The organism is Pseudarthrobacter sp. LMD1-1-1.1, assembly GCF_040676255.1.
Classification (GTDB): Bacteria; Actinomycetota; Actinomycetes; order Actinomycetales; family Micrococcaceae; genus Arthrobacter.
On record NZ_JBEGHP010000024.1, the window covers coordinates 72,002 to 85,516 of the forward strand.

General features: G+C 68.1%; 13 protein-coding genes. 6 read left to right on the forward strand and 7 right to left on the reverse strand.

Going from position 1 to position 13,515, the window contains the following annotated elements; translation table 11 throughout:
• Nucleotides 1-225: 225 nt before the first annotated feature.
• Genes MRBLMD1_RS16745 through MRBLMD1_RS16760 form a run of 4 tightly spaced genes read left to right on the forward strand, consistent with a single transcriptional unit; the run spans nt 226 to nt 4,334 of the window.
• Nucleotides 226-1,344, forward strand: coding sequence for an ABC transporter substrate-binding protein (locus MRBLMD1_RS16745; RefSeq protein WP_364401644.1), 1,119 nt, complete (start codon nt 226-228; stop codon nt 1,342-1,344).
• Nucleotides 1,341-2,195, forward strand: a complete 855-nt coding sequence (locus MRBLMD1_RS16750) for an ABC transporter permease (RefSeq protein ID WP_364401647.1) — start codon at nt 1,341-1,343, stop codon at nt 2,193-2,195. Before MRBLMD1_RS16745 ends, MRBLMD1_RS16750 begins: the two co-directional genes overlap by 4 nt.
• Nucleotides 2,171-2,953 (forward strand): ABC transporter ATP-binding protein, encoded by a 783-nt coding sequence (locus tag MRBLMD1_RS16755; RefSeq protein ID WP_159630528.1) that lies wholly within the window; start codon nt 2,171-2,173, stop codon nt 2,951-2,953. Before MRBLMD1_RS16750 ends, MRBLMD1_RS16755 begins: the two co-directional genes overlap by 25 nt.
• Before the next feature lie 22 nt (nt 2,954-2,975).
• Nucleotides 2,976-4,334: an LLM class flavin-dependent oxidoreductase gene (locus MRBLMD1_RS16760; protein ID WP_364401650.1), complete on the forward strand. Its 1,359-nt coding sequence runs from the start codon at nt 2,976-2,978 to the stop codon at nt 4,332-4,334.
• Between the two features lie 16 nt (nt 4,335-4,350).
• Here MRBLMD1_RS16760 and MRBLMD1_RS16765 read toward each other — a convergent pair whose 3' ends face one another.
• Nucleotides 4,351-5,013: a hypothetical protein gene (locus MRBLMD1_RS16765; RefSeq protein WP_159630524.1), complete on the reverse strand. Its 663-nt coding sequence runs from the start codon at nt 5,011-5,013 to the stop codon at nt 4,351-4,353.
• Between the two features lie 203 nt (nt 5,014-5,216).
• On the opposite strand from MRBLMD1_RS16765, the gene MRBLMD1_RS16770 reads away from it, so the two are divergent.
• Nucleotides 5,217-5,639, forward strand: coding sequence for a universal stress protein (locus MRBLMD1_RS16770; protein WP_159630522.1), 423 nt, complete (start codon nt 5,217-5,219; stop codon nt 5,637-5,639).
• Between the two features lie 73 nt (nt 5,640-5,712).
• Here MRBLMD1_RS16770 and MRBLMD1_RS16775 read toward each other — a convergent pair whose 3' ends face one another.
• The 4 genes from MRBLMD1_RS16775 to ilvD form a co-directional block, all read right to left on the reverse strand.
• Nucleotides 5,713-6,108, reverse strand: a complete 396-nt coding sequence (locus MRBLMD1_RS16775) for a (R)-mandelonitrile lyase (protein WP_364401655.1) — start codon at nt 6,106-6,108, stop codon at nt 5,713-5,715.
• Between the two features lie 45 nt (nt 6,109-6,153).
• A complete protein-coding gene (locus tag MRBLMD1_RS16780; protein ID WP_364401658.1) occupies nt 6,154-7,320 on the reverse strand; it encodes an MFS transporter in 1,167 nt (388 codons plus the stop codon).
• A 143-nt stretch (nt 7,321-7,463) separates the two neighbouring features.
• Complete coding sequence (locus tag MRBLMD1_RS16785; RefSeq protein WP_159630516.1) at nt 7,464-8,282, reverse strand: oxygenase MpaB family protein; 819 nt, start codon at nt 8,280-8,282, stop codon at nt 7,464-7,466.
• Nucleotides 8,283-8,396: 114 nt separating this feature from the next.
• Nucleotides 8,397-10,256 (reverse strand): dihydroxy-acid dehydratase, encoded by a 1,860-nt coding sequence (ilvD, locus tag MRBLMD1_RS16790; protein ID WP_364401661.1) that lies wholly within the window; start codon nt 10,254-10,256, stop codon nt 8,397-8,399.
• An 85-nt stretch (nt 10,257-10,341) separates the two neighbouring features.
• On the opposite strand from ilvD, the gene MRBLMD1_RS16795 reads away from it, so the two are divergent.
• Nucleotides 10,342-11,178 carry a helix-turn-helix transcriptional regulator gene (locus MRBLMD1_RS16795; protein WP_364401664.1) on the forward strand — a complete coding sequence of 279 codons (837 nt, stop codon included), beginning with the start codon at nt 10,342-10,344 and terminating at the stop codon, nt 11,176-11,178.
• Here MRBLMD1_RS16795 and MRBLMD1_RS16800 read toward each other — a convergent pair.
• Both MRBLMD1_RS16800 and MRBLMD1_RS16805 read right to left on the reverse strand, forming a co-directional pair.
• Nucleotides 11,175-12,410: an amidohydrolase gene (locus MRBLMD1_RS16800; protein ID WP_364401668.1), complete on the reverse strand. Its 1,236-nt coding sequence runs from the start codon at nt 12,408-12,410 to the stop codon at nt 11,175-11,177. The two genes, MRBLMD1_RS16795 and MRBLMD1_RS16800, sit on opposite strands and share 4 nt — an antisense overlap.
• Before the next feature lie 135 nt (nt 12,411-12,545).
• Nucleotides 12,546-13,493, reverse strand: a complete 948-nt coding sequence (locus MRBLMD1_RS16805; protein WP_364401671.1) for a polysaccharide deacetylase family protein — start codon at nt 13,491-13,493, stop codon at nt 12,546-12,548.
• Nucleotides 13,494-13,515: the final 22 nt, after the last annotated feature.

A 13,515-nucleotide genomic window follows, 5' to 3' on the forward strand; every position in this document is an offset into this window, starting at 1 on the left:
GTTTAGCCTGCGTTGCTTGACGCTGGCCAACACCCTCCGGGCCATGTTTAGGTGTTTGCACGGCACCGGCCAGGCCGAACGCAGCATTCAGGAACAACACCCAAACGCAGCTCTTCAAGCACCATCATCCCGCCGCACGGGCGGACCCATCCACCCCTTTACGCCCGCCCGGGCACCCACCCCGGGCGCCGTCGTCGTACCCGGAAACTTCCCGAAAGGAACACCATGTCCTTCCCAGCATCACCACCCAATCCCGCCCTGGGCATCCCCGCCTTTTCCCGCCGCCGTGCCTTGGGCGCGCTCCTGGCGGTGCCCGCCGTCGGGCTGCTCTCAGCCTGCGGCGGAGCGGCAACGGCCGGCAGTGAGCGGATCAGCCAGGGCGCCCTGGAGCCACTGGCGGCCAGCGTCCCTGCCGGCACCACCATCAAGGTGGGCGACCCCAGCATCAAGGTGGCGCTGGAATTGTCCGGCCTGATCAAGGAACTGGACGGCTTCACCGTTGAGTTCGCCAACATCTCCGGCGGTCCGCAAACCACCGAGGCCTTCCGGGCCAATGCGCTGGACACCGGTTCCGTGGCGGACATCCCGCCCATCCACGCCACCTGGACCGGATTGGACGTCCGCATCATCGCCGCCGGGTACCGGCAGGACGCCGTGGGCCACCCCATCTATGAACTCGGCGTGGCCCCGGGAGCAGGCATCACCCGGCTCGAGGACCTCCGCGGCAGGAAGATTGCCTACAGCCCCGGCCAGGCCCAGGGCGCGTTGGTCCTGCGGATCCTGGACAAGGCCGGGCTCAAGCAGGAGGACGTCAAGCTCGTGGAACTGCCCAGCACCGGGGATGCCTATGCCACGGCGCTGGCCAGCAGGCAGGTGGACGCGGCTCCTCTGGGCGGCGTCCAGATCAAGCGGTACCTGGCCAAGTACAAGGCCGACGGCGGGACCACCATCCGCCACGGGCTGCGGGACGATCCCAGCCTCCTCTACTCCCCCGCCAAAGTCCTGGCGGATCCCGCGAAGGCCGCCGCACTGGCCACCTACGTGAAGGTCTGGGGCAAGGCCCAGCGCTGGATCGAAGACCACCCGGCCGAGTGGCTGGAGGGCTACTACGTCAAGGACCAGGGCCTGTCCCGCGAGGACGGCCAGTACCTGATCGACGCCACCGGCAAGCGGGACATCCCAACGTCCTGGACGGAAGCCATTGCCCGGCACCAGGAAACCATCGATCTCCTGGCCCGTGAACTGAAGAAGCCGCAGCTGACGGCGGCCGACCTCTACGACACCCGCTTCGAAGCCATCGCAGGCACTGCCTTCGCTTCCGCCGGAAAGACGGGTGCCGCATGAGCGCCGTGCTGGAACGTCCCGTGGCGGCGGCACGCCCGGACCCGGCACTGGCTGAACAGCCCGACGTGCGGCCCACAGGGAAGAGGCTTGGGCCCGGACGACGCCGGCGGCTCGCCTGGGTGGGCCCGCTGGCCCTGCTCCTGCTCTGGACCGCCTCTTCCGCCACAGGGCTGCTTGACCCGCGGATCCTGTCCGAGCCGTGGACCGTGGTGGCCATCGCCGGTGAGCTCATCACGGACGGCCGCCTCCAGGAGAACCTCGCCATCTCGGCCCAGCGCGCAGGCCTGGGGCTGTTCTTCGGAATCGTGGTGGGCGCCGTGCTGGCGCTCCTGTCCGGACTGAGCCGGGTGGGCGAGGCGCTGATCGACGGCCCGGTGCAGATCAAGCGCGCCATACCGGGCCTGGCGTTGATCCCGCTGCTGATCCTCTGGTTCGGCATCGACGAGACCATGAAGGTCCTCACCATCACCCTTGGCGTCTTCGTTCCCGTCTACCTGCAGACACACGCAGGGCTGCGCGGCATCGACCTGCGCTTCGTGGAACTCGCCCAGACCGTAGGGCTAAGCCGGGCCGGCTTCATCCGCAAGGTGGTCCTCCCCGGCGCACTGCCCGGGTTCTTCCTGGGCCTGCGCTTCGCGGTCACCGGCGCCTGGGTGTCCCTGGTGGTGGTGGAGCAGATCAACGCCACCAGCGGCATCGGCTACATGATGGAGCTCGCGCGCACCTACGGCCAGACCAACATCATCGTCCTGGGCCTGGCCGTCTACGGCATCCTGGGCCTCCTCTCCGACGGGATTGTCCGCTTCATCGAACGAAAGGCCCTGTCATGGCAGCGCACCCTGGCGGCCTGACCGCCGCCGCATCTGCACCAGCAGCACCGTCCGCCGTTTCCGTGCGAAAGCTGGTCCGCAGCTTCGGCACCAAGAGTGTCCTGGACGGTGTGGACCTGGACATCGCGCCCGGCGAATTCGTGGCGCTGCTTGGCCCCAGCGGCTGCGGCAAAAGCACCCTGCTGCGGGCTTTGGCCGGCCTGGACCACGAGGTCCGCGGCGGCGGCGTGATCAGCGTTCCGGACCGCGTGTCCGTGGTCTTCCAGGATTCCCGGCTGCTGCCGTGGGACACGGTCCTGGGCAACGTCACCCTGGGCGTCCGGGAGCACGACGCCGATGCCCGGGCCCGCAAGGCCCTCGCCGAAGTGGGACTCGCCGGACGTGAAAAGGCGTGGCCGCACCAGCTTTCCGGCGGTGAGCAGCAACGCGTGGCGCTGGCCCGGTCGCTGGTCCGGGAACCGCAGCTGCTGCTGGCCGACGAGCCGTTCGGCGCGCTGGACGCCCTGACCCGGATCAGGATGCACGGGCTGCTCCAGGACCTGGTGGCGGCCCACCGGCCAGCCGTCCTGCTGGTCACCCACGACGTGGACGAGGCCATCGCGCTGGCGGACCGGATCGTGGTCCTGGACCGCGGGCGCATCGCCACCGTCCGCCCGGTGCCACCCGCAATCCGCTCTTCCGCCGATGCCGCGGGGCACGAATCCCTGCGCCGCGACCTCCTCACGGCGCTGGGCGTCGAGGCCGCGCGCACTACTGAACCGGCCGCCGTCGGCCGCTAACCCAACCTGCAAGGAGCACGTCATGACATCGAAGTACCCATCCCAGCGCCAACTCCACCTCAACGCCTTCCTCATGAGCACCGGCCACCACGAGGCGTCGTGGCGACTGCCGGAAAGCGATCCCTATGCGGGAACCAAGGTGGAGCATTACCAGCAGCTCGCCCGCACTGCAGAGCGCGGCAAGCTGGACTCCATCTTCTTCGCCGACTCCCCTGTCCTGTTCGGCGAGGTGGGCCGCCGCCCCGCCGGCAAGCTGGAGCCCACGGTGCTGCTCACCGCCATCGCGGGCGCCACCGAGCGCATCGGGTTGATCGCCACGGCCTCCACAACCTACAACGAACCGTTCAACCTGGCCCGCCGCTTCGCCTCGGTGGACTGGGCCAGCGGCGGGCGCGCCGGTTGGAACGTGGTGACCACGGCAGGCCCGGACGCCGCGCGGAACTTCGGCGTCGACGACCAGCCCGCCCACGCCGTCCGCTACGAGCGCGCCGCGGAATTCATCGAAGTGGCCCAGAAGCTGTGGGACAGCTGGCAGGACGACGCCGTACTGGCGGACAAGGCCGGAGGCGTGTGGGGTGATGCGGACAGGATCCGGACTATTGACCATCAGGGCAGGCATTTCAAGGTCCGCGGCCCGCTCAATGTTCCGCGTTCGCCGCAGGGGCACCCGCTGATCGTCCAGGCAGGTTCTTCGGAGGACGGGAAGGACCTCGCCGCCCGGTACGCGGATGCCGTCTTCACCGCGCACCAGACCCTGGCCGACGCGCAGGAGTTCTACCGCGACCTGAAGGCCCGCACCGCGGCTGCCGGCCGGGATCCGGAAACCATCAAGATCCTCCCGGGCATCGTCCCCGTGATCGGTGCCACCGAGGAAGAGGCGCTGGAGCTGGAGCGCGAACTGGACCGGCTGATCAAGCCCGAATACGCCCGGATCCAGCTGGCCCGGACCCTCCGCGTGGACCCCGTGGACCTGCCGCTGGACCGCCAACTGCCGGACAACCTGCCCAGCGAGGACGAAATCGAAGGCGCCAAGAGCCGCTACACCCTGATCGTGCAACTGGCCCGGCGCGAACAGCTCACCGTTCGCCAGCTGATCGGCAGGCTTGGCGGCGGCCGCGGGCACCGCACCTTCACCGGCACGCCCGTGCAGGTGGCGGATGCCATCCAGGAATGGTTCGACGGCGGGGCCACGGACGGCTTCAACATCATGCCGCCGGTGCTCCCCTCCGGGCTGGAGGCGTTCGTGGACCAGGTGGTGCCCATCCTGCAGGAACGCGGACTGTTCCGCACCGAGTACACCGGACGGACCCTGCGGGAGCACTATGGGTTGGCGCGGCCCGAAACCCGGAACAGCAGGCAACTGGACGCCGCCTCGGTTTGACCGGCAGCGGTGATTGTCAGGGAAGGTTCGACGGCGGTGCGGGCGGCACGGCGTCCGCACGCCGTCGGCCTGCCAGTTCGCCGAACCGGTCGACGGCATCCTGGGCCGCACGGTACAGGGCCGGGTCGGACCAAGGTGCCCGCGCCCAGGCGTCCAGGGCCGCGAGTGCCTCGGCCAACAGCCTGGCGGGACGGTCCCCCGGGGACCCTTGGCGCAGGATGGTGTCCCGGCCTGCTTCCAAAGTGTCCGCCATGGTCCGGGTGCTGACCCGCTGCCAGACATCGGCGATGGCATCCACATCGGTCAGCCGCTCCCGGAGCGGCCAGTTACCAATGAAACGGGCCACCCATGCCTGGTGCCGCTGCTTATAGTCCTTGAGGAACTTCCGTCTCTTCCACGTCGGGTAGGCGCCCAGCACGAGGAGGCACGGGACGAGGACGGCCAGCGCTGTCAACACCCAGCCAGCTTGTCCGGCATCCCGGTCCTGGACCGCATCCTTGTAGAGTCCCAGCATCACTCCCGCGGTGATGCACCCCAGGATCCAGGTGGCGCGCACGACAGTGGTCCGGCGTTCTTGTTTCCTGGAAGGGTGGAGGGCCGGTGCCGGTTCCGCGGCCACGGTTGCCTCAGCCTCGGTCAGGCCGGTGTTCAGGAGTCTGCTGGTACTTGCACCGGGCATTCCTGATTTATCCGGCACGTCCACATAGACGGGTGGCAGGCCCGTCCGATCCTGTGCAGCCTGCTTGGAAAGCTCGTCCATGTTCCCCCATCAACCCAGTCATGACCCCCCCTGCAGAGTCTACGGTTAGGCGGGCTCCGGGCGGGTAGTCCTTAGACTGGCCAATGGACGTTGTATGCCGGGACTGACGAAGGAGCGAAACGATGAGTGGAGTAGTTGTAGTAGGTGTGGATGCCAGCCCGTCCGCACGGAAGGCCGCAGAAGTGGCGCTGGACCTGGCGGAGTCACTGGGAGCGTCCCTCCACGTAGTGACCGCCTTTGAGATCGAGAACGCCGAAACCTTTGGCGTGGGCTCGGACAAGGTGAGGATCTCCAACGCGGACAGCTCGGAGACGGTGGCAAAATCCTTGGGCGCATCGCGGCCGGGAGTGCAGATCACCCACTTCGCCGCCCGCGGCAAGCCGGCGGATTCGCTGATCAAGGAAGCCATCCGGCTGGATGCCCGGGTGATCGTGGTGGGCAACCGGAGGATGCGCGGCATCGGCCGGCTCCTGGGGAGCGTCGCCAACAGCGTGGCGCACAACGCCCCGTGCGACGTCTACATCGCGAACACCTACGAGGACTAAGCTGCCCCGCAAGGTAGTGGGCGGACGACGGCGGGACTTCCCGCCGTCGTCCGCCCACCGTCGTTAAGGGTTCTTAGGCCCCGTATTCCTCATCGGTGACATGCTGGAGCCAGGTGACCACCTGCCCGTCTTCGTCCGCTTCCTGCATGGCGACGTGGGCCATGAAGCGCTCCGGGGTCGCACCGTGCCAGTGCTGCTCCCCCGGCTCGATGAAGACCACGTCGCCGGGACGGATTTCCTGGACTTGCCCGCCGCGCCGCGCCACCAGCCCGATGCCGTCCGTGACATAGAGGGTCTGGCCCTTGGGGTGGTGGTGCCAGGCGGTGCGGGCACCAGGGGCGAAACGGACATGGGCGCACCCGACCGCTGACTGTTCATCGGGGTTGCGGATGCCGTCAATCTGCACGGTGCCGGTGAACCATTCCTTCGGTCCGGCTCCTGTCTGGCCGCCGCTCTTGGTGTACTTCATGTTCTCCTCCTGTGAGTTCGGTTGACTGGAAAGTTTGTTGGCGGGTCAGGCGCTCCGGCGTGTGATCCGTGCCGTCACGAACGCCAGGACCGACGAGACCGCGAGGACAGCGGCGGCCACCAGGAAGGCGCCGCCGTGGCCGGCGGAGTCGAACAGGACGCCACCCAGCGTTGATCCGACGGCGATCGAGGTCTGGACGACGGCCACCATCAGGCCCCCACCGCCCTCGGCGTCATGGGGCATGGCCTCTGCGATCCAGCTCCACCACCCCACCGGGGCGGCCGTGGACAGCAGCCCCCAAACGCCCAGGAGGACCATGACGACGGCGAGCCAGCCGCCGGTGGGGACCAGGGCGGCGGCGATGAGCGCCATAAGGGCCGGGATGGTGACCAGTGTCCGGTACAGGCCCTTCCCCAGGAACCGGCCAATCAGCATGGTGCCGGCAAACCCTGCCACACCCATCACCAGCAGTACGAGCGACACAGTGGCCACCTCCACGCCGGTCACCCGCTCCAGGAACGGACGGACGTAGGTGAACAGGACGAACTGGCCCATGAAGAAGGTGCCGCAGGCGGCCATCCCCCAGGCGACAGCCGGGCTCTTGAAGGCGGCGAAAATTCCGAGGATGTTTCCAGACGCCCGCTTTTCCACCGGCATGGAAGGAAGGCTGATCCACTGCCAGACCAGGGCGAGCACCGCCACGGGAACCAGGCAGAAGAACGCTCCACGCCACCCGATAAATGAGCCCAGGTAGCTGCCCAGCGGCGCAGCCAGCACGGTGGCCAGGGCGTTGCCGCCATTGAAGACCGCCAGGGCGCGCGGCACCTGGTGGGCCGGCACCAGCCGCATGGCGGTGGCTGCGGACATGGACCAGAAACCGCCGATGACCACGCCAATGAGGGCACGGCCCACCATGAAGAGCAGGTAGCCCGGGGCCATGGCGACCAGCGCACCGGAGACAGCCATCACCGTGGTCAGGCCCAGCAGCAGGGTCTTGCGGTTCATGCTGCCGGCCAGCGTGGACACCGACAGGCTGGTGGCGACGGCGAACAGGCCGGAGATCGCGATGCCCTGCCCCACCATCCCCTCGGAAACCCGGAGTTCGGCGGCCATTGGGGTGAGCAGGCTGACCGGCATGAATTCGGAGGCGATCAGGGCGAAGACGCACAGGGACATCGCGAAGACGCCTCCCCAGTGCGCGTGGTGTTGCACGCCTGGTTCTTGGGGCGCACGGGTGCTGGTGACAGTTGTTTCTGGGGCCATGCCTTCCATCAAACCGTGCTCACGGAGGCCTAGCGAGGGCCCTGCTGAAACCGGTTTTGGCAGACCCCCTTTAGGGCAAGGCTGCCGCGGACCTATGCAGAGGTTCCTTGCCGCTGCATGTTGTGCGGGCTCTTCCGCAGGTCTTTTTCCAGTTCTGCCAGGCAGTAGTCCTTGAACCAGTGCCTGATGCGCAGCGGCAGCATGGGGTAGGCCACCGCAAGGACGCGCCATGTCCGGTCGAAGCGGTGCTGGTGGCGGTCGCTCCATGCGAGGCCGTAGTCCTTCCGCAGTTGCTCCGGGAGGAGCCCGGCGGTGAGGAACCTCGCGGACGGCATGATGGCGCGGTACCAGAGTGCGGTGTGCTTGGGGAACAGCAGGCCGCGCCCCACGCGCACGCCTTCCTCCTCGGCACGGAGGGTTGAAAGCTGCTCATCCCAGTAGCGTCTGAACGCCGCCCGGTCCTTCGGCCACATGTCCGGTGGAAGCTGCAGGGCGGTCCCAATCCGTGCGTAGTCACGGTACATTGCGTCGGCCGCCTCGTCGCCGAGCGGGCCGCGGATCTTCTCGACGATGGTCAGCGCGGTGTCATAGAGCGTTGCTGCCACCCAGAGCTGCAGGGCCGGATCGAAGGCGTTGTAGCCGGCGGACGGTTCGGCCGCCGTGCGGCGTACCGGAACGTGCGCGTGGTTCACCCTGCGCCGGACTTCCTTCGCCTGCTCCTCAGTTCCGTACACGATGCCGTAGACGTACGTGAGAGTGCCCTTGAGACGGTTTACCGGGCGTTGGGTGAACGTGCTGTGCGCCGCCACGCCGCGGCCGATCGCGGGGTTGGCAAGCTGCAGCAGAATGGCCCGTCCTGCCCCGGCGAGCAGGATGCCTTCAGCCCGGAAATCGGCCTCTCCCTGCACCATGTGAACAGGGTACCGGAGGGGCAGGACATCAGGACGGGCCCTTTGGCCCGTTGTGCCCGGGCAGAGGAGGGCCGCAGGACCTGTCCTGCCTCCTCCCCTGCCCGGGTGTGGGCGTTAGCGCTCCAGGAGGGACACGTCCCGGACGGCGCCCTTGTCCGCAGAGGTGGCCATGGCGGCGTAGGCGCGCAGGGCAGCGGAAACCTGGCGGTCCCGGTCCTTGGGCTTGTACCCGCCGTTGACCAGCAGTTTCTCGCGGCGTTCGGCGAGGATTTCGTCAGAGACCTCCAGCTCCATGGAGCGCTGGGAGATGTTGATGCTGACGATGTCGCCGTCCTCCACCAGCGCGATGGTTCCCCCTGACGCAGCCTCCGGGGAGATGTGGCCGATCGACAGGCCGGAGGTACCGCCGGAGAAGCGGCCGTCCGTGATGAGCGCGCACTTCTTGCCCAGGCCGCGGCCCTTGAGGAAGGACGTGGGGTAGAGCATCTCCTGCATGCCCGGACCACCCTTGGGGCCTTCGTAGCGGATCACCACCACGTCGCCTTCCTTGATCTGCTTGTTCAGGATCTTCTCCACGGCTTCGTCCTGGGATTCGCAAACCACAGCCGGCCCGGAAAAGGTCCAGATGGATTCGTCCACGCCGGCGGTCTTCACCACGGCGCCGTCCACGGCAATGTTGCCGCGCAGCACGGCCAGGCCGCCGTCCTTGGAGTAGGCGTGCTCCACCGAGCGGATGCAGCCACCTTCAGCGTCGGTGTCCAGGGAGGTCCACTCGTTCGACTGCGAGAACGCGGTGGAGGACCGGACGCCGCCGGGAGCCGCGTGCCACAGGGCCTGCGCCTCGTCGGTGGCCTTGCCGCCGCGGATGTCCCAGTCATCCAGCCAGCCGTCCAGGTCGGCGGAGTGCACGGAGTGGACGTCCTTGTGCAGGAGGCCGCCGCGGTTCAGCTCGCCCAGCAGGGCGGGGATGCCGCCGGCACGGTGCACATCCTCCATGTAGTAGGTCTTGTCCTTGGCCACGTTCGGGGCCACCTTGGCCAGGCAGGGCACCTGGCGGGACTTGGCGTCCATCTCGGCCAGGCCGTAGTCCACACCTGCCTCCTGGGCCGCGGCCAGCAGGTGCAGGATGGTGTTGGTGGAGCCGCCCATGGAGATGTCCAGCGCCATGGCGTTGTCGAAGGCCTTGGCGGTGGCGATGGAGCGGGGCAGCACGGAGTCGTCGTCGCCGTCATAATAGCGCTTCACCAGCTCGACGACGGTGGCGCCGGCCTTCTCGTACAGCGCCTTGCGGGCGGTGTGGGTGGCCAGCACGGAGCCGTTGCCCGGCAGGGAGAGGCCGATGGCCTCGGTGAGGCAGTTCATGGAGTTGGCGGTGAACATTCCGGAGCAGGAACCGCAGGTGGGGCAGGCGTTCTCTTCGATGAGGTTGATGTCCGCGTCGGAGATGGACTCATCCACGGCGTCGGCGATCGCGTTGACCAGGTCCAGGGAGCGGACGGAGCCGTCGGTCAGGGTCACGCGGCCGGCTTCCATGGGGCCGCCGGAGACGAAGACTACGGGGATGTTCAGGCGCAGGGCTGCCATGAGCATGCCCGGGGTGATCTTGTCGCAGTTGGAAATGCACACCAGGGCGTCGGCGCAGTGGGCGTTGACCATGTACTCCACGGAGTCGGCGATCAGGTCGCGGGACGGCAGCGAGTAGAGCATGCCGGAGTGGCCCATGGCGATGCCGTCATCCACGGCGATGGTGTTGAACTCCCGCGGCACGGCGCCGGCGGCGAGGATCGCATCGGAGACGATCCGGCCCACCGGGGCCAGGTGGGTGTGCCCCGGGACGAATTCGGTGAAGGAGTTGGCCACGGCAATGATCGGCTTGCCGATATCGGAGTTGGCGACGCCGGAGGCGCGCAGCAGTGCGCGGGCGCCGGCCATGTTGCGGCCATGGGTGACTGTTTTAGAGCGGAGTGCAGGCATGCTTACCATCCTCTTGCCTTGCAGGGCTGGGTGGAAGACAGCGCTGCTACTAGTAGTAGGAGTACCAGAGTAATAGTATTTTGAGATGAACAATCCCGGCCGCCGCAAAGAACTTGGCCTCTTCCTGAGGGCCCGGCGCGACCAGGCGCTGCGGGCCGACTACGGCCTGCCGCCCGTCGGCCGCAGCCGTGAGCGTGGGCTCCGCCGCGAGGAGGTGGCATTCCTTTCCGGCGTCAGCGTCACCTGGTACACCTGGCTGGAGCAGGGCCGGGACATCAGCCCGTCCCGGCAGGTCCTGGAGGCCATCAGCCGCGCACTGCATCTGTCCAGCACCGGCCTGGGCTACGTCCTGTCGCTGGGCGGCTACGCCTCAGCAGCCCCTGCTGGGCCGGCAGCCGATACCGCCCCGCCCCACATCCAGCGCCTCCTGGATGCCCTGGACCCCAACCCGTCCTTCGCCCTGTTTCCGGACTGGGGCGTGGCCGGGTGGAACAGGGCCTACGCGGCGCTGTACCCCAACATCGCCACGGTGCCGGCGGCGGACCGGAACCTGCTGTGGCTCGTGTTCACCGACCCCTGCGTCCGGAACCTGCTGCCGGACTGGGACACCACCAGCAAGCGGTTCCTGGCAGAGTTCCGGGCCGAAACCGGGCAGCGGCTGGGCGATCCGGACATCCAGTACCAGGTGGAACGGCTCAAGGAAGCAAGCCCGCAGTTCCGGCAGGGCTGGGACCTGTACGACATCCTGGGTTTCGAGTCCCGCGAGCGCCTCTTCCACCATCCGGCGGTCGGGGTGCTCCAGCTGGAACACCACCAGGTGTCCCCGTCGGACCGGCCGGACCTGCACCTCGTGGTGTACACACCGGCCCCGGGCAGCGACGCCGCAGCGCAGATGGAGTCCCTGCTGTCCGTGGCCGGCTAGGCTTCGTCCACACCGAGGTAGGCAAGCGCGGCGGCCGCCTGGGCCCGGGTGGCCACGCGGAGGGTAGGGTCGACGGCGGGCAGGAACGACGGCGAGTGGTTGGCAGGGATGTCGGCCTCCACCGTGCCATTCGCCACCGCCCGCCGGTAGGTTTCCGGGGGAACGGAGCCGACCACCCAATAGACGTATGGGATGCCGAAAGCGTCAGGGATGCGGCTGAAGTCCTCTGACGCCGTCTGCGGCGTGGTGCGGTAGACAGCGTCCATGCCGAAGGCCCTGGTGAAGGCAGCAGCAACCCGGGCGTTGGCCTCCGCATCGTTGCTGGTCAGCGGGTACTGGTCGTAATACTCAAACTCCGGCTCCTGCGGCGAGCCGGCGGCTGCGCACTCGCCCCGTACTATCCGCTCGATGGCGGCCACCATGGCGGCCCGGACGGCAAGGTCGTACGTGCGGAGGTTGAGCAGCAGCTCCGCCCGGTCCGGGATGATGTTGGCCGTGGCTCCGGCGCTCACCGAGCCAACAGTCAGCACTGCGAACTCCCCTGGAATCGTTTCGCGGGACACCACGGTCTGCAGGCGGAGGACGATCGAGGCGGCGAGCACCACCGGATCCACGGACTTGTGCGGCATGGAGCCGTGGGCGCCGCGGCCGTGGACGGTAATCCGTACAGAGTCGCCGGCCGAGAGGACCGGGCCCGGCGTGGTGCCGATGGTTCCTGCCTCGGTGGGCATGACGTGCTGGGCCAGCGCGACGTCCGGGCGCGGGATTCCGGCGGCCAGGCCGTCGTCGAGCATTGCCTGCGAGCCTGCGGCCGTCTCCTCTGCCGGCTGGAACAGGGCGGTGTAGGTTCCCCGCCAGGCATCCCGGTGGTCTGCCAGGTACTTTGCCGCCCCGAGCAAGGCCACCACGTGCATATCGTGCCCGCAGGCGTGCATCACCCCCGGGACGGCGGAGGCGTAGCGTGCTCCGGTTGCCTCGGTAACCGGGAGGGCGTCCATGTCGGCCCGGGCCAGGACACCCGGGCCGGGTCCGTTGTCCAGGACGCCCACCACGCCGGTGCCGCCAAAGTTCCGGACGTCGAACCCCCAGGCCGCCAGCTTCGCCGCAACAGCAGCGGAGGTCTGGTGTTCGGCGAGGCCGAGCTCCGGATTCTGGTGGAGCTGTTCGTAGAGCGGGACCTGCCAGGCCAGCTCCTGCTCGATCCCGTCCGCAGCGCTGTTCGCAAAATCCATCGAAGGCTCCTTCCGGCCGGCGGCAGCCGGCCCCTCACGGCCACCATAGGCAGCACCAACGGATGGTGTCCATGGGCAACCAAAAGCGGCCGGCGGCGGGAATTCCCGCCGCCGGCCGCTTCTTGCCCACGGACGCTAGGCCAGCACCCCCTGCCGCACCACGGCCGGCTTGAACTGTGCACCCGCGCCCGGGAATACCGGCACCTCGATCCGCGCGTGGGTGTGGACCTCGGTGACCGTGGCCTTGGTGTGCCGGGCAATGTTCTCCATGGTGGTCACCCACATGCCGTCCATTGCCTTCACCCGCTCCATGAGCTGCTCCAGCGCCACGGCCTTGGATGGCCGGCCCGAGATGAACGGGTGGTTGGTGAGGACGAAGCAGCTGCCCTGGGAATGGTGGGCCTCGGCTTCAAGCGTCCACATTTCCAGGACCTTGGCCGGGCTCTCGATCACGCCGCTGCCCGTAACGCCCGGGTAGAAGGCGTACTGCTCCCAGTCGTCCAGGGTCCAGTCCACCGGGATCTCAACGATGTCCCGGGGATCATCGGCGGCGACGGCGAAGCGGTAGGGGGCATCGCCGTCGAGCAGGCTGGAATCGTAGAGGAAGCCGCGGTCCGCCAGCAGGCCCGGGGAGTGCCAGTTCAGTTCCCACCACGGTGCGCGGTAGCCCACAGGTCGGACACCTGCGACTTTGGCCAGCGCCTCCAGGCCGCGGTCAATGTAGCTGGCCTCGGTGGCGGCGTCGATGCCCTGCATGGGTTCGTGCAGGTAGCCGTGGTGCGCCACTTCGTGGCCGCCGTCAACAATCTGCCGGACCACGTCCGGGTAGGACTCGGCCGTGAAACCCGGGATGAAGAAGGTGGCCTGGATGTCCTGGCGGGCCAGGATGGCCAGGAGCCGGGGCACCGCGATCTTGGGGCCGTAGGACTGGTGGCTCATCAGCGACATGCGCCGGGTGCTGGTGGGATCGTGGGCGATAGTGCAGGATTCGGCGTCCACGTCGAAAGTGAAGGAAGCTGCAGCCTTGAAGCCTTCGGGCCAGGTGATGGGGTGCAGGGGGTCCGCGATGGCGGGGTTGTTCACGGGAAATCCTTTCGGCGGGCGC